Here is a 26681-nt window from a genome sequence, read left to right on the forward strand (position 1 = left end):
GCGGTCCCCCACCAAGAGTACTCGGGATAGGGGCCGCCAACGCTTTGACTGTGGGAGCTAGTCACACAGTATGGACAGCCGACACTACCCGTTCGGTGGGAAGCGGCCGACCGTCGACGACACGGCCCACGTCAGTCGGGAGTCGACGCTCGTCGGCGACGTGCGCGTCGGCGCGCACGCGAGCGTCTGGCCGGGGGTCGTCCTCCGGGGTGACGTCGGGCCGGTCGTCGTCGGGCGCGAATCGCACGTCGGCGACAACGCGACGCTCCACGCCTCGACGCTCGGCGAGCGAGTGATGGTCGGTCACGGCGCGGTGCTGAACGAGTCGACCGTCGACGACGGGGCGCTCGTCGGGTTCAACGCCGCCGTCTCGGAGGCGACCGTCGGCGCGGACAGCATCGTCGCGATGGGGACGGTCGTCCTGCCCGGTACCGAGATACCCCCTGGGTCGTTCGCGTTCGGCACGCCCGCGAGCTACGTCCCGCTCTCCGAGTCGGGCGTCGACCCGGAAGCGGTGTTCGAGGACTACTCCTCGGGCGGGTACGCGGACCTCGCCGACCGCCATACCGAACTGTTCGATTGAACGAAGCGCAATCGAGCGGGGAGCAACTCGTTGCGATCGAGTTCGAGTGAGCGGAGCGAGGTCGAGCCAGTGAATTCTCGATTCACGCTGTTCGAGTGAGGGGAGCGAGGTCGAGCCAGTGACTCGGCGACTCAGCCCAGCTCCTCGACGACTTCCGGCGAGTCGTTCGAGGGGTCGTTCACCGCCGTCGACACCGGGTACGCCCGGAACGCGTCGTCGTCGGGGACCGACACCTCGTCGACGCTCGCGCCGTCGAGCCACGCAGTCTCGTCGTCGCGGTCGAGGACGAGCGCCATCCGGTGGTGGTAGTCGGCCATGAACGGCGTCGGCTCGCGGGTGACGACGGTGAACGTCTCGATGGGGTCGGCCTCGCCGTCGGGGCTCCCGCTCGCGAACTCGTCCAGGCCGGTCTGTTGCTGTTTCGGCGTCCACTCCTGGTACAGACCGGCGAGCGCGAACGCCTCGCCGTCGCGGCGGGTGATACGGTAGGGCTGCTTCCCGTTCGCTCCCTGTTTCCACTCGTAGAACCCGTCGGCGGGGACGAGACAGCGACGCTCGCGGTAGGCGTCGCGGAACGCCGGCTTCTCGGCGAGCGTCTCCGCGCGGGCGTTGATGATGCCGTCGTTCTCGTCGTCTGCCCACGGCGGGAGCAGGCCCCAGCGCGACTCGGTGATCTGGTCGGCCGAGACGTCCCGGACGACCGGGAGCGACTGGCTGGGGGCGGCGTTGTACCGGGGGCGGTACTCGAACGTCAGGTTCGCGCCGAACCGGTCTTCGAGGTCGTCGGGGGCGACGAAGAGGCTGTAGCGACCACACATGTGTGCTCAGAGGGGCGAGACGGACAAGAGCGTTCGCTCACCGAGACGAGTCTACCACCGGCGAGGAGTGGTCCGGTCGGTCGCGGGCGGGCGCGGTGAGCCGTTCCCCCCGAGAGCGCTCGCCCGGCGTTCGTCAGAGTCGCCGTCCGCCGTCCGCCCGTCGACCGCGTGGCGTCCGCGCTCCCCCTCGTAGTCCGCCGGTCCGCTTCGCCGGGACGACGACGGTGCCGGCGACGAGGTCGCCGAGGCGCTGACGGCGGCGGCCGACCGTGACGACCGAGCCGACGAGGTTGAGCGACAGCAGGTCACCGACACGGACCAGTTCGCGGAGCGCGGCCCGTCGGTAGCTACACGCGCTGCCGTCGGTCGTCGCCACGACGACGCCGACGAGGTGTTTCCCCACGGTCTGGCCGAACCGTCCCTGTGCTGCGACCACGTACGTGAACCACGCGACGACCCAGAACACGGCCGCCGGGGCGACGTTCATCTGCTCTACCGAGAGCGCCACCGCGACGACGACGGCCGCCAGCGTCACGAGGGCCACGTCGACGAAGAACGCGACGACGCGGTCCCGCAGCCCGGCGTCGGTTCTGACGTCCGGTATCGCTCGTTCGATCCCCTCCATGGTCAGTCCGGGAGAGGTGGATGGCCAAAAACGCTCGGGAGATGTCAGACGGGGGACTGACGCGTGGCGGTCGAGGCTCGGCGTCGACACCCGTCCCGTCCCCGACACTGGCGGCGGGTCGGGACTGTTCAGCCCGCGAACTTATCCCGGATGACGAGCAACGAGGGCACGTGTCACACGACCCGTCGTTCGAGCTACCGGCCCGTCCCACCCGCAACTACTCGCGGACCACCGTCGAGTACGAGGGGTCGGTCGTGTTCGCCCTCTCCCCGGACGGCCGCGAGGTGTCCGACGACGTCCTCGACGGCCTCCTGCTCGACGTCCTCGACGACGGGCCGTACCGCTACGGCGACTGGTTCGACCTCCCGATGCCGCTGTACACCGTCCACGACGACGCGACGGGCGACACGTTCCGCGTGTCGGTCCGCGACGGCACCGTCGAACTGCACGTCCTCCCGGCGACCGAACCGCCCGGACTGGCGGCGCTGTACGACCGCCTCGTCGCCGCGACGGACCACGAGTGGACGGTCGACTGCCGGGCGGAGGACTGTCCCGAGGAGTGAGGCTCGGTCGCCGCGTCGGGCGACGGTCTCCGCGCGGAGGGTCAGGGTGGCGAGAAGAACCGCGACCAGCAACCCCTTTCTCCCCCCGCGTCGACTCGCGTGTATGACTGTCTCTCGCGTGGTCGAACTGGAGGGCCACATCATCGACTCCGGGATGATGCAGGCCTGTTTCGGTATCGTGATGGACCTCGGCGGGGCGTTCGACGTCGAGGAGTTCAGCGTCGGGCGCTCGAAGACCGAGGAGTCGTACTGTCGGATGACCGTCTCCGCGGACTCAGAGGCGACGCTCCGCTCCATCGTCCACGAACTCCACCAGCACGGGGCGAACCCCACCGACCCGAAGGACGCCGAGTTGACCCCCGCTCCCGGCGACCGGGAGGTCCCCGAGGGGTTCTACTCGACGACCAACCACCCCACCGAGATACGCTTCGAGGGCGAGTGGCTGGCCGTCGAGCGCATCGAGATGGACTGTGCGGTCGTCGTCCACCCCGGTGACGATTCGTCGAACGACGGCTCCTGGGCCGAGACAAAGGTGCTCAACGCCGTCGAGGCGGGCGACCTCGTCGTCACCGGCGAGACGGGAATCCGCGTCCATCCGCCCGAACGCCCCCGTGAACGGCGGGCCTTCGGGTTCATGCAGGGTGGCGTTTCCGCCGAACGCCCCTCCGAGTCGACCATCGCGCGCATCGCCTCGGAACTCCAGGAGGTCAAGGACGAGGGCGGGAAGGTGCTGGTCGTCACCGGCCCCGCCGTCATCCACACCGGGGCGCGCGAGGCGCTGGCCGAACTCGTCCGCGAGGGGTACGTCGACATGCTCTCGGCGGGCAACGGCTTCGCCGTCCACGACATCGAACGCGACCGGTACGGCACCTCGCTCGGGATGGACACGGAGACGCTCGACCACCCGCGAAAGGGACACAAACACCACATCTACACCATCAGCGAGGTCATCCGGGCGGGCGGCATCCGCGCGGCCGTCGACGAGGGTCTCGTCGGGTCGGGCGTCATGTACGAGTGCGTCGAGAACGACGTGGACTACGTCCTCGCCGGGTCCATCCGGGACGACGGGCCGCTGCCCGACACCATCACGGACGCCATCGAGGCGCAGAACGCGCTCCGCGAGCAGGCCCACGAGGCGGACATGGTGATGATGCTCTCGACGCTGCTGCACTCCGTCGCGGTCGGCAACTGCCTCCCATCGACGACGCGCGTCGTCTGCGTCGACATCAACCCCGCGACGGTGACGCAACTGCTCGACCGCGGGAGCGCGCAGGCGGTCGGGATGGTGACGGACGTCGGGACGTTCCTGCCGACGCTTGCCGACTACGTGCTGACGCGCTCGTAGCGGTCGAGGCTCCGCTGGGCCTGCCGCACCGACGCCACGGCCGACCCCGAGAGCCTGCGCTCCAGTGTCCCGAGCGTCCGCCGGAACCGCTCCACGTCGGTCTGTCCCCCGTCTCTGGCCACGTCGGCGAGTTCGCTCGCGAGGAACGAGAGCGTCGACCGCGTGCCCACGTCGCGGACGACGTCGGCGCTCGTGTCCAGTTGCTCGCTCGCCTGCCGCAGATAGTGACGGGTGTCCTCCATGTCCGTCACAAAATTTGCCACCGAGTTAGGTAGGCGGTGCTTACCGCTCGGTGTCGAGGGGGACGGCGACGACCGGCCGGTCGGTCGAGAGCAGGACGTCCTGGGCGACCGACCCGAACACGATCTTCCCGGTCGGGTTGCGTTTCCGGACGGCGATGCAGATCTCGTCGGCGTCGTACTCGTCGGCCGCCGCGAGGATGTCCTCGGCGGGGCTGTTGCCGCGGACGAACTGGTGGGTCTCGACCGGAACGTCGATGCCCTCGGTCAGGACGTCGAGCGCGTCGGTCCCGCTCCGAATCTCGTCGGCGTCCGAGTCGTCCCCGCCTTCCTGGGAGTTGACGACGTACACCTCGTCACCGTCGGTCAGGCGACCGCGGAGGTACTCGTTGATCGGTTCGCTCGTTTCGACGCTCTTCGTCGCGACGACGAACGTTGTCATACTCCCCACAACATCCCCTATGGTCATAAACGTCCCCGCCAACGCCGGGGTATGAACGTACTGTTCGCCTCGAAGGACGGACTGGTCGGAGACGTCGCGTGGCGGGTCCAGCGCGAGGGTCACGACGTCCGGTACTGCATCGAGAGCGAGAGCGAGGCCCGAATCGCCGACGGGTTCGTCGAGAAGGTCGAGGACTGGCACGACCACGAGTCGTGGGCCGACCTCGTCGTCTTCGACGACGTCTGGGGGTTCGGCGCGGAGGCCGAACGACTCCGCGGCGACGGCGTCCCCGTCGTCGGCGGGACCGAACTGACCGACCGGCTGGAGGACGACCGCGGGTTCGCACAGGAGGTGCTCGCCGAGGCGGGCGCGGACGTGCTCCCACACCGCGAGTTCACGTCGTTCGAGGCGGCCCGCGACTGGGTCCGCGAGACGCCCGCGCCGTACGTCGTCAAACCGTCTGGCGAGGTCCAGAACGTGAAACGCCTCGTCTACGTCGGCCGCGAGGAGGACGGTAGCGACGTGCTGGACGTCCTCGACGCCTACGAGACGGCGTGGGGCGACCGGATTCGAGGGTTCCAGCTTCAGCGCCGGGCGACGGGCGTCGAGGTGGCCGTCAGCGCGTTCTTCGACGGCGAGCGGTTCGTCGAACCGGTCTGCGTCAACTTCGAGCACAAGAAGCTGTTCCCTGGCAACGTCGGCCCCTCGACGGGCGAGATGGGGACGAGCGCGTTCTGGACCGAGCGCGTCGAACTGTTCGACCGGACGCTCGGGCGCTGTGCGGACCTGCTCGCCGACGAGGGCTACGTGGGTAGCATCGACCTGAACTGCATCGCCACGCCCGACGACATCTACCCGCTGGAGTTCACGCCCCGCTTCGGTTACCCGACCATCTTCGTCCAGGCGGAGTCGATGGAGACGCCCCTCGGCGAGTTCTTCTACGGCCTCGCGACGGGTGACGCGCCCCACCTGACGGTCGAATCGGGCTACCAGGTCGGCGTCCGGGTCTGCGTCCCGCCGTTCCCGTTCGACGACGAGACGACGTTCCGCGAGACGTCCTACGACGCCGCCATCACCTGGGAGGGCGGCCGGTCGGCGGGCACCGCCGACGCGACGAGCATCGACGCCCGCCCCGACGGCCTGCACGTTGAGGACGTGAAGCGCGTCCGCCCGGACGGGACGCCGACGGCCCCCGGCGAGCGTGGGCAGTGGCGCGTCGAGGGGACGTCCGGCGTGGTGCTCACCGTCGCCGGCTGTGGCGAGACGATGCGGGCCGCACAGCGCGAGGCGTACGAACGCGTCTCGAAGGTGGTGCTCCCGTCGATGTACTTCCGCGACGACATCGGCGACCGCTGGTTCGACGGTGGCGGAACGCCGCGAGCGCTCAACACCGAGCGCGCGGGAGACGGGGACCGACTCGCGGCGTGGGGGTATCTGCGGTAGGCCCAGTGACGTAGCGAGTCGCGAGCCTCGCGGCGGGTTCGGTCGTCGTCGTGCTGTCGCTCTGGCACGTCGTCGACGCCGTGTCGGGTGATGTGTTGCGGTGAGCCACTCGACCGGGCGAGAACGGCCGACCGGACCGTTCTGTCAGTCGGATTCTGAAACTCGCCGACAGCAACGCACCCCGGTTCGTAATCCGTCTCCGGCGCACAAAGGCATAAGCCGGTCCCGGCCCTAGTTTACATCCTACGAGGCCCCATGGTCAACAAATCGCAGCTAGCCCAGAGCAAGTCGATTCACCGGCGGACTGGGAAGACCTTCTACTTCGCGACGAGGGTCCTGCCAGAACGGGTCCGACGGTCGACCTACGTCCTCTACGCGTTCTTCCGCATTGCCGACGAGGTGGTGGACGACGAGGACAACGCTCTGACTCCAGACGAGCAACGAGAGCGCCTCGAAGCCATCCGGGCGGCTGCGCTCGGCCACGAGGAGACCGACGACCCCGTGCTCGCGGCGTTCTGCGACCTCCGCGAGGAAACGGGCATCAGCGACGAGGAGGTGAACACCTTCGTCGACGCCATGCTCACCGACGTCGAGAAGACGCGCTACGCCGACTACGGGGAACTGGAGTCGTACATGCGCGGGTCGGCGGCCGCCGTCGGACAGATGATGACGACGCTCATGGACCCCGACCCGGAGGACGAGGAACGTGCTCGACCACGGGCGAGCGCCCTCGGCGAGGCGTTCCAGTTGACCAACTTCGTGCGGGACGTGCGAGAGGACATCCGCGACCGGGGCCGCATCTACCTCCCGCAGACGACGCTCGACCGCCACGACGTCACCGACGAGCAGATCGCGAACGCCGAGTTCGACGACGACGTCCGGGCGGTCGTCGAGGAGGAGCTCCGCCGCGCCGAGGCGCTCTACCGCGAGGGCGTCGCGGGCATCAAGTACCTCCCGGAGGACTGCCAGTTCGCCGTCCTCCTCGCCGCCGTCCTCTACGCGGACCACCACCGGGCCATCCGCCACCACGACTACGACGTGCTCTCGACGACGCCGCAGTTGAGCACGCGCCGGAAGCTCTCGCTCGTCGTCCGTACACGCGCCTACTGGGCGTTCTCGAAGGACCCGGAAGCGGTGTTCGCGCGCGTCAGCGCCGTCCCGATGACCGACGAGCGCCGGTCGGGCCACGAGGCCGGCGGCCCCCACCCGGTCCAGTAAGCAGCGTTTTCTGCCGCTCAGACGCCGCGGCGCTCGTCGCGCAGTGCACCGATGACGTCCTCCCGCGTCACGATACCGACCAGGGTCCCCTCGTCGAGCACCGGCAGGCGGTTTATCGTTCCCGAGAGCAGGTCGAGCAGGCGGTCGACGTCGTCCTCCGGCACGACGGTGACGACGTCCGTCGTCATCACCTCGCGAATCGGTTTGTCGACGTTACGGGCGAAGTCGACGCCGAGGTCGAGGTCCTCCCACGAGACGTCGACGGCGTAGGTCACCGTCTCGGTGAACGGCGGGAGACCGATGGGAATCCAGAGGACGTGTTCGTCGGTCTGGAACAGGCGCACGAGGTCGCCCTGCGTGACGATGCCGACCAGTTCGTCCCCGTCGAGCACCGGGAACCCGTTGAACTCCGCCTTCGCCAGTTTCGAAAGCACGTCGCCCACGTCGTCGTCCGGTGCGACCGTCTCGACGTCTCGCGTCATCACGTCGCGTGCGGTGAGCATGGTCGCCGTTGGTCGTGGCGTCGGGTATCCCTTCTGGTGGGTCTCACGGACCGAGAGCTAGCACGACGGTGGCGCGAAGGGCAGGGGTGGTACGGGGTGACTCGACTCACCGGGTCGGAATCGAGTCGCGCACGTCGAAGTCGAAGCGGTCGGTCCGGACCAGACCCAGGCCGAACAGGGCCGCGACGAGCGCCGCGACCCAGTTCGCGTAGAACAGGTTCACCGCACCCCAGAGGATGACGAAGCTCACCAGGTCGTCGAGCATGAACTCGCAGTCCCGGACCCGACGGAGGAGGCCCGCCCGCGAGAACCCCCAGTCGAACGCGAGCACCGACACGGCCGCCGAGACGACCCAGCCGAGGTAGTTCGAGACGGGGACGCCGTAGTACGGCCCTGGCGGGTCGTACGCCCAGAACTGGACCGAGACGGCCGCCGGGTCGAGGACGAGGTCCATCGCGACGACGGCCGCGACGGCGACGGGCAGGCGGACCAGCGCGCGGTTCGCCCGGTCGCCGAGCAACAGCAGGCAGAGGAGGTAGCTGTTGAGCACCAGCGGGAAGAAGAACACCGGCAGGGCGACGGGAATCACGCCGAACAGCATCGGTCCCAGGTCGATGGTGTACTCGAAGCTGCCGTAGGGCTGGCCCGTCGTCACGCCGAGGTACTCGATACCGTATGCGTAGGCGGTCAGCGCGAGCAGTGCGACGGTCGCCTTCCGGTCGACCAGCGGCGCGACGCCCGCCACGAGGGGCAGGCGCATCACGCAGACGCCGACGAGGATGAGGTAGGGGTTGAACCCGAACGGCGGCGGGAGCAGGCCCTCCGCGCTGGCGACGAGCAGGACGGCACCGACGACGGGGAACACCACCGAGATGGTGAAGCGGTTCTCGCGGACGAGCTGGTCCAGCCGGTCCTCGACCCGGTCGCGGGTCCACTCCCGGTTCGCGGTCGCGCCCTCGGTCATGGATAGATAAGCACCCACAACCCAGCGAGCGTGATGGCCATCCCGACGAGCGTGTTGATGGCGGGGTACCACCAGTACGCCTCGCTCGCGTCGACGCCCGACCACGCGATGCCGAAGACGACCAGCGGGTAGACGCCGAGCACCGCGGCGAAGAACGGGTGGACGAACCAGAACGCGACGGCCGCCGCCAGCCAGCAGAGCGCGCAGTAGGCGTAGGTGCGGCGCTCGCCGAGCACCGTCGCCGTCGTCCGGATACCCGCTCTCCTGTCGGGGACGATGTCCGGGATGGCGGAGAACGTGTGCATCCCCATCGTCCACAGCCACCCTCCCAGCACTGCTTCCCACGGCGGGAACTCGCCCGCGAGCGCGGCGAACGCGACCACAGCGGGGAGGACGTAGAGGCCGTTCGACGCAGAGTCGAGCAGCGGTGTTGTCTTGAACCGCAGCGGCGGGGCGCTGTACTCGACCGACAGCAGGCCCCACGCGAGGAAGGCGACGAGCGCCTCCGTCGGCAGGACGAACGCGAACGGGAGCGCGAGCAGCGCGCAGACGACGACGCTGGCGACGACGAGTCGCCCGCCCTCGTAGCGGACCTCGCGGCCCTCCTTCTTCTCGTTGAACGCGTCGACGTCCGCGTCGAACACGTCGTTGACGCCGTAGAGCAGCACGTTCGCGGGAACCAGGAAGTACGCGAACAGCGCCAGCGCGACGGGCGCGAACAGGTCGGCGGGCGTCGCCGCGGCGTATGTGACGCCGACGACGACGGGTCCGGCGAGGTAGAACCAGAACCGCGGCCGCGACAGGCGCAGGAGGTAGCCGACGCGCGACTCCTCCGGGGGGAGGACGTCGCGAAGGCCGGGGGCCAGTTCCATCACTCGTCCTCTACGAGCGCTGTCGCCGTATGCTCACCGCTGATGAGGCACATCGGGACGCCGATGCCGGGCGTGGTGTAGCCTCCGGCGAAGTAGAGGCCGTCGAGGGCCTTCGAGCGGTGACGCGGACGGAGCAGCGCGGTCTGGCGGAGCGTGTGGGCGATACCGCCCAGCGCGTTCCCTTCGTAGGCGTTGTAGCGGTCCGCGAAGTCGGCGATGGAGAACTGCTCCTCGAAGACGACGCGGTCGCGCAGGTCGACGCCGGTGTTCTCCGAGAGGTCGTCGAGGACCATCTCGCGGTACTCCTCGCGGACGGCGGGCGTGTCGTCCAGCCCCGGCGCGACGGGGACGAGGACGAACAGGTTCGCGTGCCCGTCGGGGGCGACGGTGTCGTCGGTCACGCTCGGCGCACAGACGTAGTACGCGGGGTCCTCGGGCCAGTCGGGGTCGTCGAAGATTCGCTCGAAGTGCGGGTCCCAGTCGGTCGGCAGGACGAGCGTGTGGTGGGCCAGCGGGTCGATGTCGCCCTCGACGCCGAGGTAGAGCAGGAACGCCGACGGCGAGTACGTCTTCTGCTCCCAGTAGTCGTCGTCGTACTGGCGCTCGTGTTCGGGGAGCAGTTCGCGCTCGACGTGGGCGTAGTCGGCGTCGCTCACCACGCGGTCGGGTCGGTAGACGTCGCCGTCGACCGTCTCGACGTGGAGGCCGGACCTGCGCTTCGTTATCTCGACCACCTCGCTGTCGGTGACGAACTCGACGCCCAGCTCCTCGGCCAGGTCGACGATGGCGTCCACGACGACGCCGATACCGCCGCCGTCGCGCGGGTCGTCGTCGCGCCGCCGGGGGTACCAGACGCCCATGTTGAAGTCGACGTGGCTCATGATGTTGTAGAGCGCGGGCGTGTTGGCCGGTTCGCCCCCGAGGAAGACGAGGGTGTACTGCATCAACTGGCGGAGCTTCGGGCTGTCGAAGTAGTCGGCGACGTAGTCGTCCATCGTCCCGACGAGTTTCAGGCCGATGGGTGCGGCCTTCATGACGTCCGGGTCCACCCAGTCGCGCAGGCGCGGCCGGTCGGTGTAGACGAAGTCGTCCATCGCCGTCTCGTAGTGGAGCTGGCTCGTGTCGAGGTAGTCGAGGAGCGCGCCGCCCGCACCCGTCTCGTACTCGTCGAACGTCTCGACCATCGCCTCGACGTCCGGGACGACGTCCATCCGGTCGCCGTCCTTCCAGAAGATGCGGTAGTGCGGGTCGAGTCGCTCCAGGTCGTAGTAGTCGCTCGGCGTCTTGCCGAACTGCCCGAAGAACCGCTCGAAGACGTCCGGCATCAGGTACCACGACGGCCCCATGTCGAAGGTGAACCCGTCCGCTTCGAGGCGGGAGGCGCGGCCGCCGACCTGCTCGTTCTTCTCCAGCAGCGTCACGTCGGCCCCGTCGCGGGCGAGGAAGCACGCCGCCGACAGTCCGCCGAACCCGCCGCCGACCACGACCACCTCGCGGCCGCGGAGGGCGTCTCGTTCGCTCATTGGAGAATCGACGCCCGGAACCGCCTAAAAGGGACTGTTCGGTCCGTCGTCGAACCACAGGTTCCGTCCGCGAGCAGTCACACCACTCTCCGGCGAACTCACCCTACCGACGCCGTTACGTAACGGCCAAGCGACCGCCGCCTCTGACCTGCCCATGGACGGAACCACTGCGGTCGTCACGGGCGCGAGTCGCGGACTCGGCGCAGCGGTCGCTCGTCGATTCGCCGACGCGGGCGCACACGTCGTCGTCTCCGCACGCGACGCCGACGCCATCGAGTCGGTCGCCGCCGACATCCGCGAGGGCGGCGGGAGCGCGACGGCGCTCCGCTCGGACGTACGCGACGAGTTCGACGCCGAACGCCTGCTGGAGACGGCCGCCCGCGAGGGCGAGGCGGGTGGCGTCGACACCGTCGTCGCCAACGCCGGGGTGTACCACGGCGACCCCGGCGACACGCCGCTGGCCGACGACGCCTACAGCGCGTTCGACCAGCACTACCAGACGAACGCCCGCGGCGTGTTCGCCACGGTGAAGGAGTCGCTCCCGCACCTGACCGCCGACGCGCGTGTCCTCGTCCCGTCGGGGAGCGTCGCCCGCGACGCGACGCCGGGGTTCGGCTCCTACGCCGCCTCGAAGGCGTTCGCGGAGGCGCTCGTCCGCCAGTTCGCGGTCGAACTCGACGTCACCGTCGGCGTCGTCGACCCCGGGCAGGTGGCGACGGAACTCACCGGCGGCGCGGGCCGTGACCCCGCGGACGTCGCCGACCAGTTCCACTGGGCAGCGACCGACGCGCCTGCCGAGGAACTGGACGGGCAGGTCCTCGACCTGCGAGCGTGGAGGGGTGCGACACGCTGAGCCGTCTCCGAGGATTTATTAACTACGACATTAGAATTAGTAACGAATGGGTACGACAGAGACGTTCGGTAGCAGGTCGGGGCTCGGTCGACCGTCGTGGGTGGGCGTGCTCGCCGTCGCCCTGCTGGTCGGGGTGTCGGCGCTCGCGGTGACCGCGGACCTCTGGAAGGTGCTGGTCGTCGCGTGGGTCGCGTTCGCGGCGATGGCGCTAGCCATCCCCCTCGGCGTCGCGTCGGAGGGGTCGGTGGGCGCACGTCGACTCGTCTGGGGGTACGGCCTCGCCAGCGGCGCGATGCTCACCAGCGCCGCGGCGTTCCTCGTCCCGCAGGCCATCGGTCTGCACCCGAAACTCGGCGGGTTCGGCATCGCCGCGGGCGTCGTCGTCGGCTTCGGCGGCCACACGCTCGGTCACCGCCTCTCGCACCTGGACCTCCCGTTCGACAGCACGGCGGCCCAGCTATCGGCCCACGCGCTGTCGGCGGGCCTCATCATCGGACTCATCTACGGGTCGATGCCGGGCGTCGGCCTCCTCCTCGGCCTCGCGATCGTCTCGCACAAGGGACCCGCGGGCTACGCCGCCGCCCGGCGACTCGTCCGCTCGGGTCGCTCGCCGTGGGTGATTCTCCTCCCCGCCGCGGGCGTCGGCATCGCGGCGATTCCGTCGGCGTACGTCGGCCTCCCGAGCGTGGACGCCGTCAACGCGGCCGTCTTCGGCTTCGCCGCTGGCATCTTCCTCCACGTCGCGCTGGACTTCCTGCCGCGCTGTGAGGTCGGCAGCGAGGTGTCGGAGGTCGCGGGCATCACCGAACACGACCACGCGCTGCTCGACCAGTTGCGGACGCACGCCGTCGTCTCGACGACGGTCGGCGCGCTGGTGGTGTTCGTCGCCTGGACGCTCCTCGAAGGCGGGTTCTGAACGCGTCACTGGCTCTCGGCTCGGTCTCGTGTCGCGGCGGTATCCGAGTTCCGCCCAGGCTCACCGCGGTTCGGGTCGACCGCCGCTCGGCTCCACCGCCGCTCAGTTCCTCGGCGTCGCCACCCGTTCGCGGACGACGAGGTCCAGCCCGTCTCTCGGGCGGAGCGTCGTCCCGAACGCGAGTGCTAGCGGGTCGCCGCTCGCCGGTTCGAACGACACCTGCTGGGCCATCGTCGCGACGACGAGCGTCAGTTCCTGCATCGCGAACCGCTGCCCGACGTAGTCGCGGGTGCCGCCGCCGAACGGGAAGTACGCGAACGCCGGACCGTCCCACGTCGCCCAGCGCTCCGGCCGGAACGTCTTCGGCGCGGTGAACCAGCGCGGGTCGTTGTGGACGACCCACTGGGGGAGGACGACCGTCGCGTCCGGGGGAACGCGGTAGCCGGCGAGCTCGGTCTCCTCGGCGGCCCTGCGGACCGTCGCGTACTGGGGTGGATACCGCCTGAGCGACTCCCGGACGACGCGCTCGGTGTAGCCGAGGTCCGGCAGGTCAGCGGCCGTCGCCGACTCCGTCCCGAGGACGGCGTCGACCTCCGCCTGCAGTCGGTCGGCGACGCCGGGGTGCGTGGCCAGCGCGTACGCCGTGAACGTCAGCGCGGCCGCCGTCGTCTCGTGCCCGGCGACGAGGAGCCTGACCAGCTGGTCGCGGATGGCCGACTCGTCGAGGTCGACGTCCGAGTCGTCGGTGTGCAACAGCACCGAGAGCACGTCGTGTCGGTCCTCGACACGTTCCTCGTGTCGCCTGGCGACGAGGTCCGCCACCACGTCGTCGAACGCCGACAGGGCCTGCCGGTAGCGGCGGTTCGTCCGCGTCGGCACCCAGTTCGGGACGAGCGGGGTCGCCGACAGCGCCTCCAGCGCCTCGTCGAACGCGTGAACCGCTTCGCGGATGCGCTCGCTGTCGCCCAGGCGCTCGCTCACACGCTCGCCCCGGTCGCCTCCGTTCTCCAGTTCGGAGCGTCGCTGCTGGTGGTCCGCGTCCGCCCCGAACAGGGCGTCGACGAGGACGTCCAGCGTCAGTTCGCGCATCGCTTCGTCGACGGGGACCGTCTCGCCGTCGTCCCACAGCGCCGCCATCGTCTCGGCGTGACGGACCGTCGTGTCGGCGTACGCGGCGACCCGGTCGGCGGTGAACGTCGTCTCCACGACGTTCTGCAGTCGTCGCCAGCGGTCGACGCCCGCCGTCCGCGGCCCGTCACCGAACAGTCCCACGGTCCGTTCGGAGAGCAGGTCGGGCGTGCGGTAAGTCGCGTCCTCGGAGACGAGCACCTGCTCGACCAGGTCAGGGTGCGAGACGACGTAGCGCTCGTCGCGGCCCACCTGCGCCCGGACCACGTCGCCGTACTCGGCGCAGGTCTCGTAGAACCCGCCGGGGTCGCGGAGGTACTGGAGGGTGTTCCCGAGAACCGGCAGACCGTCGGGTTCTGGCGGGTCTCCTCGGCTCATTGCCACCTCCTCGTCGCCCGATTTGATAACAGTTGGCTCTACAACTGTGGGTCAGCCCGACTGGGGACGGACAGGACACCCACCTCTTCGACGAGGGAGAACGCAGGGGAGGAGCGGATACGCCCCGCGACGCGCGCTCGTCCGGTCGGTCAGTCCTCCTTCCACTTGTAGACCGCCTCGGAGCCACAGTCGGGACACCGGTCGGGGAACCCGTCGTCGAGTTTCCCCATCTCGCCACAGTCGTCACAGCGCCACATGATGTAGCCCTCGCCGAACTCGTGTCCGGGTTCGTGTTCCTGCTCGGTCTCCTCGGCGTCGGCGACCTCCGAGTCCCACTCGTCCTGGTCCGTCGAGACCTCGAATCCGCGGCCCGTCAGTTCCACGATGACGCCGAGTTCCTCGCCCGAGTCGTTGTAGACGGTCACGCCCGTCTCGATGGGTACCTGTTCGTCCTCGGCTGACTGCTCTGGGGTCATGTCCGGTGGTCGGTGTTCCCCTCGCTTGACCCCGAGGCCTGCGTGCACTGGGGGGACGCGCTCGTCTCCCGAAGACGGTCTCCAGGCCGACGCTCTCGGCGGTTCAGCTGTAGCCGCGCCACCGGTGGCCACACTCGGTGCACTTGAAGAAGCGCGTCGGCGGTTCGTCGGCGCTCCCGGTCTGCTTGATGGTGTACCACGCCCGGTCGTTGCCACACTGGTCGCAGGTCTCCTCGGCGGTTGGTTTCCCCTCGTCGGCGGCGTCCTCGGTCGTCTCGATGACGTCGTCGAACGTCTGTGACTCGGTGGAGACGTACTTCGCCGCCTCCGCCTCGTCCTTCACGACGCGGGCACCACACGACGAGCAGACCATCTCGCCCCCATCGGCGTGCATCAGCGAGCCGCAGTCGTCGCAGAACTGCATGGCCTCCGGTACGCGCCGGCGGTGGAAAAGTGACCGGGAGCGCTCTCGTCTCGGGCGTGAACCTTTCCTCGCGGAGAGCGTAGTGGAGCTATGACAGACGAGACGCGCGTGACGGCGCACCTGACCGTCGACGTGGACGAGGCGGACCTGTCGCTCGGAACGTCGGCCGTCGAGGACGCGGTGACGGAACTGGTCGGCCCCGGCGTGGCGGGCGAACTCCGACTCACCGTGCGACGGTCCGGAGGGGGCGCAGGCGAGGCCGGGACCGACGTCGCGGAAGCCAGCACCTCGCCAGAGGACCCGACGAACGTGGTCGAGACGGACGAGGACGGCGACGAGTCCGGTCCGTCGGCCAGCGAAGCAGAACCCAGTGACGCCAGCGACGCTGGCAACTCTACCGACGCCACCGACGCCACCGACACCACCGACGCCACCGACGCGAGTGATTCTGCCGACGCGAGCGACTCCACCGGCGACGGCGGAGACGCCGCCGAGGAGACGCCCGGTCCCGCACCCACCGGCTCGCCGTCCGACGAGACGAAGGCCAACTTCGAGGTGTACGAGGACCGCGCCGGGCAGTTCCGCTGGCGACTCGTCCACGACAACGGGAACGTCATCGCCGACTCCGGCGAGGGCTACTCGACCTGGGCTGGCGCGGAGAACGGCCTGCGGAGCGTCAAGCGCAACGCGCCCGGCGCGGCCGTCGAACGCCTCTAGCGCTCCCGGTCACCCCACGTCGATACCCGGGAGCGCGCCCTCGGCGTCGACGAGGTGGTTGACGCTCCCGCGCTCGCCCACGTCGGCGGGGCTGGCGATGGTGGCGTGCGTGAACGCGAGGCCGCGTTCGACGGCCGCCTGCAGGTCGTCGCCGTGGGCGAGTCGAGCCGCGATGGCGCTGGCGAGCGTACAGCCCGACCCGTGGGTCGAGTCGGTGGCGACGCGGTCGCTCTCGAACACGGCCTCGTCGTCGCCCGTGACGAGGGTGTCCCTGACGGTATCGTCGGTGTCGACGTGCCCGCCCTTCAGGAGCGTCGCGTCGGCTCCGCGCTCGCGGAACCCGGCGGCCGCGTCGCGGACGCTCGCGGCCGAGTCGGGGCGGACGCCGGTCACCGCCTCCGCCTCGTCCGCGTTCGGCGTGACGAGCGTCGCCCGCTCGAACAGCGCGTCGTAGGCGTCGACGGCCGCCGGGTCCAGCAGCGTGTCGCCCGCCGAGGAGACCATCACCGGGTCGACGACGACCTGTCCGTCGAAGTCGTCGAGCAGCTCGGTCACCGTCCGCACGATGGACTCCGTGGCGAGCATCCCGACCTTCACCGCGCGGACGTCGAAGTCCTCGGTGACCGCCTCGAACTGCGCGCGCACCTCCTCGGTCGGGAGCGTGTGGACCGAGTCGACGCTGTGGCTGTTCTGGGCGGTCAGCGCGACGCAGACCGACCCGCCGTAGACGCCGAGTCGGGTCATCGTCTTCAGGTCGGCCTGGATGCCCGCGCCGCCCCCCGAGTCGCTGGACGCTATCGTCAGCGCGTACGGCGGGCGTTCCGGCGTCGGTTCGGCTCCCTTCTCGCCACCGTCTACGCCGTGCTCGGAGCCGCCACCGTCGTCGCTCATCGGCCGACCACCCGCTCGACGCGCTCCTCGCCAGTCTCGGGCTCGGTGCCGGCCAGTCCCGCCACCGCGTCGCGGAACGCCGTCTCGTAGCTCGCGGGGCCGTGGTACTCGCCGAACTCCTCCGCGGCGGCCGCCTCGCCGGCGAGTCCGAACGCGACGGTCCCCGCGAGCGCCGCACGGTGGGTGTCCAGGTCGCTCCCGGCGAACGCGGCGAGCGTCCCGCCGAGCATACAGCCGGTGCCGACGACGGTTCCCATCGCCGGGTCGCCCGCGTGGACCTCGTGGGCGTCGTCGCCCGTCGCCACCACGTCCACCTCGCCCGAAGCGACGACCACGGCTCCCGTCTCGCGGGCCAGTGCGACGGCCGTCTCTGCGATGTCGGCGTACTCCCCGACCGACTCGACGCCCCGGACCTCGCCCGCGCTCCCGTCGTGGTCGGCGACGTCGGCCGCGAGCGCGCTCACCTCGCCGTAGTTGCCCTTGACGACGGCGGCGTCCAGATCGGTGACGAGTCGAGCCGCGACCCGCGAGCGCGTCGGGGTCGCACCGACACCGACCGGGTCGACGACGACGGGGACGCCGTGGTCGTTCGCCGCGTGCCCCGCCGCCAGCATCGCGGCCTCGCCCGTCTCGCTGACGGTGCCCATGTTGAGCAGGCACGCCTGCGCCCCGGCGACCATGTCCGCCACCTCGCGTTCGTCGTCCGACATCACCGGGAGGCCGCCCCAGTGGAGGATGACGTTCGCCACGGCGTTGACCGTCACCTCGTTGGTGAGCGCGTTCACGAGCGGCGTCGCGTCGGCGACGGCCGCGAGCGCGTCCGGGACGTCCACGGTGACGCCCGAGGGTGCGGAGCTACTCACCGCCCGGCCCTCCCCGCGGCGACCGCCTCGCCCAACTGCTCGGTCGCCCGCCGCGGGTCGTCAGCGGCCGTGATGGCGGAGATGACGGCGACGCCGTCGGCCCCTGCCGCGGCGACGGACTCGGCGTTCGCGACGGTGATACCGCCGATGCCGACGAACGGCAGGGCCGTCGCCTCGCGGATGGCTCGAACCCGGTCGAGACCGACCTCGGACTGCTCGTCGCTCACGTCCTTCGAGTCGGTGCGGAACACCGCGCCGACGCCGAGGTAGTCCGCGCCGGCCGCTTCGGCGTCTCGTGCCCCCTCGACGGTCGAGACGGACCGCCCGACGATGGCGTCCTCGCCCAGTTGCTCGCGGGCGACGCGCACCGGCAGGTCGTCGTCTCCGAGGTGGACGCCGTCGGCGTCGACGGCGCGGGCGAGGTCGATCCGGTCGTTGACGACGAGCGGGACGCCCGCATCGCGCGTCGTCGCTCGCAGTTCGCGACCGAGGTGGTACCGCTCGCGTGCCGTCGCTCCCTTCTCCCGCAACTGCACCGCGTCGACGCCGCCGTCGATGGCCGCCTGTACCACGTCGACCGTCGAGCGCGCCCCCGAGCGCGCTGCGCCCGTGACGAGGTACGTCCGGAACTGGTGATTCATTGGTTGTAGTCGCCAGTTGTGGCTCGCCACGCAAACGACTACCGGCCGCAGGTGCCGGTCGCTGGCTGGCCGAGTGGCACACCGTCAGCAGCCTGAAGTCCTCGAACCACCTCTAGAGGGCGTCATGAGCAACGCTGGGTGGGGGCGGGTCGTGGTCGTCACGGGTGCGAACGAGGGTATCGGCTACCACCTGTCGAGCGCACTGCTGGACGACGGCTACCGGGTCGCCGGACTCGACGTGGCGAGCGAGGGGTTCCGACGACTGGAGGAGCAGTATCCCGAGTCGGCGCGCTACTACGACTGCGACGTGACCGCGGACGACGACGTCGAGCGAGCCATCGACGCGGTCATCGACGAGTGGGGGCGCATCGACGTCCTCGTCAACAACGCCGCGATCTTCGAGTTCGGAGCGTTCGAGGAGCAGTCCATCGACGCGACCAGACGCGAGTTCGAGGTGAACTACTTCGGCTACACCCGGACGATTCGCGCCGTCCTGCCGCATATGCTGGCCCGGGGGAGAGGCATCGTCCACAACGTGAGTTCCGGCGTCGCCCTCGTCGGACATCCCGGTCTCTCGGGGTACGCATCGACGAAGGGCGCTATCGAGGCGCTCACTCGCTCGCTCCGGATGGAACTGCACGGCACTGGCGTCTCGGTGACGTCGATGTATCCGCCGCTGACGAACACGCGGTCGGCCGCCGAACTCGACTACCCGTCGTTCGCGCTGAACGACCCGGCCGAGGTGGGTCGAAAGCTGGCCGACCGTATCGAGTCGACCGGGCCGGAAATCTACGCCGACTGGCAGACGAGAATCGGGTTAGCTCTCACCCAGCGAATCCCCTCTCTCGCACGGAAGGGAACAGAACGGTTCGTCCCGGCGAGGTGAGCGTGCCCTGACGACGAGACAGGGGACGGTGAGCGACGTGCTCAGGCGAGGAAGACGTGTCGGGGTCGGTCGGTGAGGATGTCGCGACCCCACTGGACGGTGTTGCGGAACGCGTCCGAGCGGAAGAACTCCATGGCGTCCTCGCGGGCGCGCCACTGGCTGGCGATGAACATGTCGTTCTCGTCGGCGAGGTTCACCATCAGGTCCGTCTCGTCGTGGCCCTCCATGTCGTCGAGCAGGCCACCGACGGTCTGGAACTTGTCGACGAACTCCTCGCGGTGCTCGGGTTTGACGGTGTAGAACATCCCCATCGTGCCGAAGCCGCTCTCCTCGCCCGCGCGAGCGACGATACCGGGGAGGTCGGCGAGGAACCCGGCGGCGGTGTCCGCGGCGCTCGACGTCTCCCAGATGCTCACGACGGCGTAGCGGTCGGTCGCCTGCCCCTCGTACACCGAGGTCCGGACGTGGGTGTCGTAGCGGTCGAACCCGTCCGAGAGGTCGTCGACCTCCTCGGTGAGCGTCTCGCCGTCGGCCTCCGAGTAGAGGACGATTGCGTAGACGTCCTCGCCGTGGGGTTTGCCGGCGTAGATGTCGAGGTTGGCGAGTTCGCCGCGGATGTCGTCCTCCTCCGCTGCCTGTTCCGTTCGCGTCGTCGCGCTCGCCCCGCCTCCGAGCGGACCGGTCTCGGTGCTCGTGACGCCGGGCAGGTCGGCGAGGAAGCCGCTGGCGGTGTCGGCGGCGCTGCCGGTCTCCCAGACGCTCACGACGACCGTCCCCTCGTCGGTCGACTCGACGGTCGTGCCGAGGTGGCTGTCGTAGTGCTCGAAGTTCCCGCGCAGGCCGTCGACCGCCTCCTCGACGTCGTCCGCGTCGGCGTCGGAGCGGACCAGTACCGCGTGGGCGTCCTCGGGCGCGTCGATATCGACACCGAGCGCTTCGACGTCCTCGCGCAGACCGTCCTCGACCCCCTCGTCGCCATCGTCGCCCGTCTCGGTGGGAATCTCCTCGCCCGCGAGGAGGGCGGGCAGGTCGCTGGCGGGGAACCGACGGCCGAAGTAGAACTCGCCGAAGTCGGCGTACTTCGAGGAGGAGGGGTCGAAGCGCATCTCGTACAGCAGGTCCTTGATGTCGGTGGGGTCGTCGGCGAACAGCGTCACGCCCCACTCGTAGTCGTCGAGGCCGAGACTGCCGGAGATGATCTGACTCACCTTCCCCGCGTAGCCCCGGCCGATGTCGCCGTGGCCCGCCATGAGGTCGGCCCGCTCGTCGAACGGCAGGTCGTACCAGTTGTACTCGGGGTCCCGGCGCTTGTCCATCGGGTAGAAACAGACGTGGTCGGCGTCGGGGAGGTCCGGGTAGATGCGCGACTCGATGTAGCGCTTCAGCCCCTCGTCCTCGATGTCGCCGTCCTCGAAGTAGTCCCGCGCGGACTCGGAGTAGCCGGAGGCCTCCGTCACCGACACGTAGGACGAACTCTGGGTGGCGTAGTCGGCGAGCGTCGTCTGCTGGAAGCCGCGTTCGAGCGTGTCGAGTTCGCGGGTCGTCGGCCGGAGGTGGAGGACCATGAAGTCGGCCTTGTGGCCGAGGACGGAGAAGACGGCCGTCCACCCCTCGCCGTCGTGGTCGGCGTGTTCGGTGAGGTAGTCGATACCCTCCTCCAGCGCGCGCTGGCGCTTTTCCTCCGGAGCGGCGCGCCAGGCGGCCCAGTTGACCCGTCTGAAGTCGTGGAGCACGTACCAGCCCTCGTCGGTCCGTGGTGGTTCTGGCATACGCGAGCTAGGAAGCGGCCTGACAAGGGGTTTGTGAGTCCGGGCCGACGGTGTCGCCCGACTGTCGTCGGTTCGAACGGTGAGTCGGGCGGCCGTTCGGTCGGTCGCGCGGTCGCTCAGTTCTCGGTCGGCGAGTCCTCGGTGTTCGGCGTGATTTCCACGTTCTGCTCCTCAGCGGTCCTGACCGTGTGACCGTACATGAACAGCGCGACGAAGACGACGCCGCCCACGACGTTCCCGAGGATGGTCAGCGTCTCGAAGACGGCGTAGTCGGCCAGCGTGTACTCCGCGCCGGCGAGCAACCCGGTCAACACCTCGATGTTGCCCGCGACGCTGTGAGGCAGGTGGGCGAACCCGATGGTGAACGTGACGATGAAGATGGTGAACAGTCGGCTGATGGTGTCCTGTGCGGACGTGAGGATCCACGACAGCAGTCCCATCAGCCACCCCGCGAACACCGCGCCCGTGAACGTCGCCAGCGGTGTCAGTGTGATGAACGTGTCGCCGATCTCCCTGAAGGCGCTGAGTTCGATCACGTCGAGTGCGGGGCCAGCGTAGACGGCGACGACGGAGAACAGGGCTCCGCCGACGAGGTTCGTCACGAGGACGACCCCCCAGAGGATGCCGAGTTCCCGGAGCGACGCCCGGTCGGTCAGCACGGGCAACACCGCGAGCGTGGTGTGTTCGGTGAACAGTTCGAGGCGACCGAGGATGACGAAGATGAACCCGAACGTGTAGACGCTCGACGTGACCAGCTTCATCGTCGGCTCGTCCCAGTAGCCGGAGACGGCGGTGTGGACCGCGTACAGCATGAACATCCCGATACCGAGGTCGAGTCCGCAGGAGAGCCCCGAGATGAACTGCCCGCTCATCGGCCGCCGGAGCGCCATCAACCCCTCCTCGACCTGCTGTTCGAGGATGGTGGTGTAGTCCCGTTGCGTGTCGATGGACGGGTCGTTCATGTCGTTCATGTCGTGGGGGTGACCCGGACCTACGACCGTCCCGGCGATACCTGTTGTGCCCGCAGAACTCAGGTCAGCAACTGCGGCCCGAACACCATCAGGACGACGCTGGCGAGCATCACGACGCTCACTGCCGTCGTGATGGTGTTCGTGAGCCGCCTCCCGCCGGGGACCGGCAGCCGCGACACCACCGCCTCCGTCGAGGTCCGCAGGATGTGCCCACCGTCGAGCGGGAACGCCGGGATGCAGTTGAAGAACGCGAGGTTGACGTTGATCCACCCGATCCAGAACAGGACGTTCGCGAGCAGGAACGTGCCGCCGCCGAGCGCCGACAGCGGCCCCTCCACGACGAAGAAGTTCGTGTAGGGCGCGACGAACCCCGCGAAGTTGTACGGCAGTTGGCCGACCGCACCGGCCAGCGGCAGGAACAGCGCCGCGCCGATGCGCGCGAAGAACGTCGCGAGGTCGCCGCCCGTCGCCCCGAGGATGTTGAGGTACTGCTGGGCGGGGTAGGGGTAGACGCCGAAGTCGTCGACGGCGATACCACCGGTGCCCGGCGGGACGGACGCGCCGATGAGGCCCGCGTCGCTGTTCGGGTCCTCCTGCAGCGTCACCCGCAGGTCGTGCGGTTGGCCGTCGACGTACACCGTCACGTCGACGGTGTCGCCGGGACTGGTGTCCTCGCGCACCCGCTGGAACTCCTCGGTGGTGACGACGCGCTCTCCCGCGAATCGCGTGAGGACGATGGAGTGGTCCGTCGCGTCCGTCGGCAGGTCCGCGTCTTCGAGCGCCGTCGCCAGTGCGCCGTCGTCGCTGAGACCGGCGATGTACGCGCCGCCGACCACGTCGAAGCTTCCCCTGTCGGTCTGGACGGTCGCTACCGGGCTATCCCGGAACCCGTCGTAGAACTGGGCGCTCGACCCGACGGACTGCCCGTCGACCGACTGGATGCGCGGCGGGTCGCCGCTCGTGTTCAGGTCGCCGACGACGCTCGGCGTGGTCCGCGTGAGGATGAGTTCGCGCTGGACCTCCACCTGCCGCTCGCCGGAGCCGTTGTCGACGGTGACGGTGATGGCGCTGTCGGGCGTGTCCGAGAGCGCCTGCTGGAGGTCGCCCTCGTCCGAGACGTCCTGTCCGGCGACGCCGACGATGCGGTCACCGGTCCCGATACCCGCGTTCGCGGCGGGCGAGTTCGGCACCACGTCGCCGACGGCCGCACCCGGTGCGACCCCGATGGCGCCGATGACGGGACCGAACAGCAACGCGAAGGCGACGACCGTCACCGCGAAGTTGTTCGTCACGCCCGCCGCGAACATCCGGGTCTGGTCGCCCCGGTCGGCCCGCGCCCGGTCGTCCTCGTCGGGTTCGACGAACGCGCCGACGGGGATGAACGCGAGCAACGCGACGCCCATCGAGGAGATGTTTATGTCTCCGACTCGACAGAACAGGCCGTGGCCCCCCTCGTGGACCACGAGACCGACCAGCAGGCCGAGGATGATCTCCGGGGCGACCGACAGCGGGAGGAACTCGTTGACGCCGGGGATGACGAGGACGTTCTGCGGTTCGGTGACCGCGCTCGGCGTCGGGTTCGTGAGCGCGGTGTACGCCGACAGCAGGACGGCGAAGAAGACGCCGAACATGACGACGAGGACGAGACCGATACCGAAGTTCCCCCACGCCCGCCAGAGTCGTTTCGGGCGAGAGAGTTTATCGAGGAAAATCTTACCGCGCATCGTGTGGATCGTCGTGATGGGGCCGGAGACGCGCACGGACTCGGGGAGGAGGCCGCGGGCGGAAGCGGCCATCACGAGGAGGGTGTAGATGGCGATGCCCGCCAGCACCAGCCACAACGTGTCGACCATTATCGTATCCGAAGAGAGAGGTGGCTATGAGGCTTGTCCCTCGGGCTGGAGACGAACCCATACGTACTGGAGTCCCGACCGGCGACTCCTCGAAAGCCCCCGGACGCTTTCGAGGTCACAACTCCAGCGAGAACGTCGCGACTCGATTCAGAGAACGGTCCGTTACGAACTTACGCTTCCCGACGAAGCCGCTCGACCACGAACGTCCGGTCGAGGGCGGCGAGGAACGGACCGAGTCGCGGTCCCTGTTCCTCGTTCAGGAAGAGACGGTAGCCGAGCGTGAAGAAGTCGCCCACCTCGACGTCGTTGTCGCGGGCGCTCTCGTACACCCGTTCCTGGACGGCCTCGTCGTCTCGACCGTCCGCCTCGATGAACGCCGCGAGCGCGTCGAGCGCGGCGGCCTCGTTCTCGGAGACCTCCACGTCGGGCAGGTCCTCGGCGAGGCGGTAGTTGTACTCGTTGTCCGTCTCCACGGCCCAGGTTCGGGCCTTCTCGACGCGGGCGAGAGCGTCGTCGACGGCCCACGGCTCCGCGTCGTCGGCGAGGTGACCGCTCCGTCGGGCCATCGTCTCGCGCAGGTCGTCGTCGTCGGTCATCCCGAGGACGGCCGCGAAGGTGTACGGGATGCGCTCGACGCCCTCCCGGACTTCGCGTACGCACATGGGGTACGCCCGCTGTGCGAGCGCCCGGTCGCGCTCCTCGACGCTCACGTCGCCGAAGTAGCCGCCCTCGAACCGGTCGAACTCGTCGACTAGCTGGTCCAGCCGGGAGACGTCGAAGTCGCGGGCGCGCTTCGGCTGTTTGGTGAAGAAGTAGCGGAACACCTCGACCTCGAGCATCGAGAGCACGTCGTCGACGGTGATGACGTGGCCCGACGACGAGGAGAGCGCCTCGCCGTTGTAGGTGAACCACTCGTACACCATCGGGACGGGCGGTTCGGCGTCGAACACCTCGCGGACGACGCGCTCGCTGGAGGGCCACGACCCCTCGGCGTGGTCCTTGCCGAACGGTTCGAAGTCGACGCCGAGGACGCGCCACTGGGCGGGCCACTCCAGCCGCCACGGGAGTTTGCCCTCGCGGAACGTCGCCGTCCCCTCGTGGCCACAGCCCTCGATGGTGCGGTTGCCCGCCTCGATGTCCGAACAGCGGTAGTCGACCGTCCGAGCGTCGAGGTCGACGCCCGTCACGTCCTCGGTTATCTTCCCGCACTCGGCGCAGACGGGGTTGAACGGGACGTACTCCTCGTCGACCTTGTCCTGGTACTCCGAGAGCACGTCGCGGACGGTGTCGGCCTTCGCGAGCACTTCGCCGACGACTTCGTCGAACGCGCCCTCCTCGTACAGGTCGGTGTTCGACCGCACTTCGATGGGGACGCCCATCGCCTCCGCCATCTGTTCGAGCAGTTTCGTCTGGTGCGCACCGAAGGAGTCACAGCAGCCGAACGGGTCGGGGACGCTCGTCAGCGGGTGGCCGAGGTTCTTCCCCAGTGCGCCGGGGTTCTCGGTGTCGCCGAGACCGACGATGTCCCAGTCGAGCGTCGAGAGCGTGCGCGGCACCTTGCGCAGTGGGTCCCTGTCGTCGGAGGTGAACACCTGCCGGACCTCGTGGCCACGGTCCCGCAACGCCTCCGCGACGAAGTAGCCGCGCATGATCTCGTTGAGGTGGCCGATGTGAGGGACGCCCGAGGGCGAGACGCCGCCCTTGACGATGATGGGGTCGTCGGGGTCTCGGGCCTCTATCTCGTCCGCGATGGCGTCGGCCCAGAACACGCGGTGACCCTCGCTCGACTCGTCTTCTTCCCCCTCGTCGGCCGACAGCGGGTCGGCGTCGAACGCGTCGCCGGAGTCCGGCGTCTCGTCCGCATCGGAACTCACGGCACGACCTCCGTCCCCTCGTGGTCGCCGTCGGCGATGGCGCGGTAGACACGCTCGGGGTCCTCGCCGTCGAGGACGAGCGTGCGGGTCCCGGAGCGCTGGACTATCTTCGCGCCGAGCAGGTCGATGGGCGCGTTCGACCCCGCGGTCATCTCGATGTCGCCGATGATGTCCACGAGTTCCTCGGTCGCTATCTGGTCGTACTTCTCCGCGTCGGGGTTCTCGCTCGGGTCGGCCGTGTAGACGCCGTCGACGCTCGTCGCGAACACGAGCAGGTCCGCGCCGACGGTCTCCGCGAGCGCCGCGCTGACGGCGTCGGTGGTCTGTCCCGGAATCATCCCGCCGAGGACGGGCACGTCGCCCCGGTGGAAGGCGACGGCGGCGTCCTCGTACCCCTCGGGCGGTGTCGGGGCGGCCTTCTCGCCCAGTGCGGCGATGAGGAGGCGTGCGTTCAGGCGCGTGACGCCGATGCCGACCTGGTCGAGCGCCATCTCGTTTGCGCCGAGTTCTCGCGCGGTCACGATGTAGTCGCGTGCGACCCCGCCACCGCCGACGACGACGCCGAGTTCGACGCCGTCGTCGAGGAGCGATTCGATGACGTCCGCGTACGCCGCGACCCGCCCACTGTCGAGTCCCGGCGCGAGGACGCTTCCGCCGACAGAAACCACTGCTCTCATTGACTGCGGGTAGCTCTGTGCGGCGTTTAAGAGTTGTCAAGGAGTGCGCGGCATGAGTGAGCGAGTGTAGCGAGCGAACGAGCGCCGCGCAGAGGCGAACGGCGACCGAAGGGAGCCGTGAGCGGCGTGGTGTCACGTATGGTAGTCGGACCGAATAAGCGAAACCACTGGTAGCGACCAACGGGAACGAGCGCCGCGCAGAGGCGAACGGCGACCGAAGGGAGCC

The 26681-nt window shown here is 69.3% G+C and carries 28 protein-coding genes; 9 read left to right on the forward strand and 19 right to left on the reverse strand.

The window, feature by feature from the left end; translation table 11 throughout:
* The first annotated feature begins 70 nt into the window (after nt 1-70).
* Nucleotides 71-583, forward strand: a complete 513-nt coding sequence (locus tag MX571_RS08040; RefSeq protein ID WP_247415292.1) for a gamma carbonic anhydrase family protein — start codon at nt 71-73, stop codon at nt 581-583.
* A gap of 131 nt (nt 584-714) precedes the next feature.
* Here MX571_RS08040 and MX571_RS08045 read toward each other — a convergent pair whose 3' ends face one another.
* Both MX571_RS08045 and MX571_RS08050 read right to left on the reverse strand, forming a co-directional pair.
* Nucleotides 715-1401 (reverse strand): SOS response-associated peptidase, encoded by a 687-nt coding sequence (locus MX571_RS08045; RefSeq protein ID WP_247415293.1) that lies wholly within the window; start codon nt 1399-1401, stop codon nt 715-717.
* Nucleotides 1402-1534: 133 nt separating this feature from the next.
* Nucleotides 1535-2026 carry an RDD family protein gene (locus MX571_RS08050; RefSeq protein ID WP_247415294.1) on the reverse strand — a complete coding sequence of 164 codons (492 nt, stop codon included), beginning with the start codon at nt 2024-2026 and terminating at the stop codon, nt 1535-1537.
* A 170-nt stretch (nt 2027-2196) separates the two neighbouring features.
* On the opposite strand from MX571_RS08050, the gene MX571_RS08055 reads away from it, so the two are divergent.
* Together MX571_RS08055 and MX571_RS08060 are read left to right on the forward strand one after the other, a co-directional pair.
* The gene (locus MX571_RS08055) at nt 2197-2589 is read left to right on the forward strand and encodes a hypothetical protein (protein ID WP_247415296.1); all 393 of its coding nucleotides are present in this window, start codon (nt 2197-2199) and stop codon (nt 2587-2589) included.
* 103 nt (nt 2590-2692) lie between these two features.
* Entirely contained in the window at nt 2693-3934 is a 1242-nt protein-coding gene (locus MX571_RS08060; protein ID WP_247415297.1) for an ornithine cyclodeaminase, nickel-pincer nucleotide-dependent, read from the forward strand.
* On the opposite strand, the gene MX571_RS08065 is transcribed toward MX571_RS08060, so the two are convergent.
* Nucleotides 3913-4176 (reverse strand): DUF7553 family protein, encoded by a 264-nt coding sequence (locus MX571_RS08065; RefSeq protein ID WP_247415299.1) that lies wholly within the window; start codon nt 4174-4176, stop codon nt 3913-3915. The genes MX571_RS08060 and MX571_RS08065 overlap by 22 nt on opposite strands.
* A gap of 40 nt (nt 4177-4216) precedes the next feature.
* Nucleotides 4217-4615 carry a universal stress protein gene (locus MX571_RS08070; protein WP_247415301.1) on the reverse strand — a complete coding sequence of 133 codons (399 nt, stop codon included), beginning with the start codon at nt 4613-4615 and terminating at the stop codon, nt 4217-4219.
* Nucleotides 4616-4666: 51 nt separating this feature from the next.
* Here MX571_RS08070 and MX571_RS08075 point away from each other — a divergent pair, with 51 nt between their 5' ends.
* Nucleotides 4667-6058 (forward strand): phosphoribosylamine--glycine ligase, encoded by a 1392-nt coding sequence (locus tag MX571_RS08075; protein ID WP_247415302.1) that lies wholly within the window; start codon nt 4667-4669, stop codon nt 6056-6058.
* A gap of 255 nt (nt 6059-6313) precedes the next feature.
* Entirely contained in the window at nt 6314-7276 is a 963-nt protein-coding gene (locus MX571_RS08080) for a phytoene/squalene synthase family protein (protein ID WP_247415305.1), read from the forward strand.
* A gap of 17 nt (nt 7277-7293) precedes the next feature.
* On the opposite strand, the gene MX571_RS08085 is transcribed toward MX571_RS08080, so the two are convergent.
* From MX571_RS08085 to crtID, 4 genes are all read right to left on the reverse strand, one after another.
* A complete protein-coding gene (locus MX571_RS08085; RefSeq protein ID WP_247415306.1) occupies nt 7294-7779 on the reverse strand; it encodes a CBS domain-containing protein in 486 nt (161 codons plus the stop codon).
* A gap of 106 nt (nt 7780-7885) precedes the next feature.
* Nucleotides 7886-8743, reverse strand: coding sequence for a bisanhydrobacterioruberin hydratase (gene cruF, locus MX571_RS08090; RefSeq protein ID WP_247415307.1), 858 nt, complete (start codon nt 8741-8743; stop codon nt 7886-7888).
* Nucleotides 8740-9615, reverse strand: a complete 876-nt coding sequence (locus MX571_RS08095; RefSeq protein ID WP_247415309.1) for a prenyltransferase — start codon at nt 9613-9615, stop codon at nt 8740-8742. Before MX571_RS08095 ends, cruF begins: the two co-directional genes overlap by 4 nt.
* On the reverse strand, nt 9615-11138 hold the full coding sequence (gene crtID / locus MX571_RS08100) for a bifunctional phytoene desaturase/3,4-desaturase (protein WP_247415311.1): 1524 nt from the start codon (nt 11136-11138) through the stop codon (nt 9615-9617). Before crtID ends, MX571_RS08095 begins: the two co-directional genes overlap by 1 nt.
* 154 nt (nt 11139-11292) lie before the next feature.
* On the opposite strand from crtID, the gene MX571_RS08105 reads away from it, so the two are divergent.
* Both MX571_RS08105 and MX571_RS08110 read left to right on the forward strand, forming a co-directional pair.
* Nucleotides 11293-11991 carry an SDR family NAD(P)-dependent oxidoreductase gene (locus MX571_RS08105; protein ID WP_247415313.1) on the forward strand — a complete coding sequence of 233 codons (699 nt, stop codon included), beginning with the start codon at nt 11293-11295 and terminating at the stop codon, nt 11989-11991.
* A 46-nt stretch (nt 11992-12037) separates the two neighbouring features.
* A complete protein-coding gene (locus tag MX571_RS08110; RefSeq protein ID WP_247415315.1) occupies nt 12038-12907 on the forward strand; it encodes a ZIP family metal transporter in 870 nt (289 codons plus the stop codon).
* Between the two features lie 102 nt (nt 12908-13009).
* On the opposite strand, the gene MX571_RS08115 is transcribed toward MX571_RS08110, so the two are convergent.
* The 3 genes from MX571_RS08115 to MX571_RS08125 form a co-directional block, all read right to left on the reverse strand.
* Complete coding sequence (locus MX571_RS08115; protein ID WP_247415317.1) at nt 13010-14413, reverse strand: cytochrome P450; 1404 nt, start codon at nt 14411-14413, stop codon at nt 13010-13012.
* A 149-nt stretch (nt 14414-14562) separates the two neighbouring features.
* Nucleotides 14563-14889, reverse strand: coding sequence for a DUF7130 family rubredoxin-like protein (locus MX571_RS08120; RefSeq protein WP_247415319.1), 327 nt, complete (start codon nt 14887-14889; stop codon nt 14563-14565).
* A gap of 103 nt (nt 14890-14992) precedes the next feature.
* Complete coding sequence (locus tag MX571_RS08125) at nt 14993-15313, reverse strand: transcription factor S (RefSeq protein WP_247415320.1); 321 nt, start codon at nt 15311-15313, stop codon at nt 14993-14995.
* Nucleotides 15314-15403: 90 nt separating this feature from the next.
* Between MX571_RS08125 and MX571_RS22680 the strand changes: the two genes are divergently transcribed.
* Nucleotides 15404-16030 carry an HVO_2922 family protein gene (locus MX571_RS22680; protein ID WP_368409001.1) on the forward strand — a complete coding sequence of 209 codons (627 nt, stop codon included), beginning with the start codon at nt 15404-15406 and terminating at the stop codon, nt 16028-16030.
* A gap of 9 nt (nt 16031-16039) precedes the next feature.
* Here the strand turns inward: MX571_RS22680 and thiD are convergent, their stop codons facing one another.
* From thiD to thiE, 3 genes are read right to left on the reverse strand one after another with little or no spacing between them, the layout of a single operon-like run.
* Nucleotides 16040-16921: a bifunctional hydroxymethylpyrimidine kinase/phosphomethylpyrimidine kinase gene (thiD, locus tag MX571_RS08135; protein ID WP_247415322.1), complete on the reverse strand. Its 882-nt coding sequence runs from the start codon at nt 16919-16921 to the stop codon at nt 16040-16042.
* Nucleotides 16918-17784, reverse strand: coding sequence for a hydroxyethylthiazole kinase (gene thiM, locus MX571_RS08140; protein WP_247415324.1), 867 nt, complete (start codon nt 17782-17784; stop codon nt 16918-16920). The genes thiD and thiM overlap by 4 nt, the downstream gene beginning before the upstream one ends.
* Nucleotides 17781-18425, reverse strand: a complete 645-nt coding sequence (gene thiE / locus MX571_RS08145; RefSeq protein ID WP_247415327.1) for a thiamine phosphate synthase — start codon at nt 18423-18425, stop codon at nt 17781-17783. Before thiE ends, thiM begins: the two co-directional genes overlap by 4 nt.
* A gap of 124 nt (nt 18426-18549) precedes the next feature.
* On the opposite strand from thiE, the gene MX571_RS08150 reads away from it, so the two are divergent.
* The gene (locus MX571_RS08150; protein WP_247415328.1) at nt 18550-19311 is read left to right on the forward strand and encodes an SDR family NAD(P)-dependent oxidoreductase; all 762 of its coding nucleotides are present in this window, start codon (nt 18550-18552) and stop codon (nt 19309-19311) included.
* Between the two features lie 41 nt (nt 19312-19352).
* Here MX571_RS08150 and MX571_RS08155 read toward each other — a convergent pair whose 3' ends face one another.
* The 5 genes from MX571_RS08155 to pyrH all read right to left on the reverse strand — a co-directional run bounded on the left by MX571_RS08155 (nt 19353) and on the right by pyrH (nt 26455).
* Nucleotides 19353-21080 (reverse strand): heme-binding protein, encoded by a 1728-nt coding sequence (locus tag MX571_RS08155; protein WP_247415329.1) that lies wholly within the window; start codon nt 21078-21080, stop codon nt 19353-19355.
* 116 nt (nt 21081-21196) lie between these two features.
* Complete coding sequence (locus MX571_RS08160) at nt 21197-22051, reverse strand: formate/nitrite transporter family protein (RefSeq protein ID WP_247415330.1); 855 nt, start codon at nt 22049-22051, stop codon at nt 21197-21199.
* 59 nt (nt 22052-22110) lie between these two features.
* Nucleotides 22111-23904, reverse strand: coding sequence for a site-2 protease family protein (locus tag MX571_RS08165; protein ID WP_247415331.1), 1794 nt, complete (start codon nt 23902-23904; stop codon nt 22111-22113).
* Between the two features lie 170 nt (nt 23905-24074).
* Entirely contained in the window at nt 24075-25721 is a 1647-nt protein-coding gene (lysS, locus tag MX571_RS08170) for a lysine--tRNA ligase (protein WP_282594601.1), read from the reverse strand.
* Between the two features lie 53 nt (nt 25722-25774).
* A complete protein-coding gene (gene pyrH, locus MX571_RS08175) occupies nt 25775-26455 on the reverse strand; it encodes a UMP kinase (protein ID WP_247415332.1) in 681 nt (226 codons plus the stop codon).
* Nucleotides 26456-26681 lie beyond the last annotated feature (226 nt).

Origin of the sequence: Halomarina salina, assembly GCF_023074835.1 — an archaeon.
GTDB classification, from domain to species: Archaea; Halobacteriota; Halobacteria; order Halobacteriales; family Haloarculaceae; genus Halomarina; species Halomarina salina.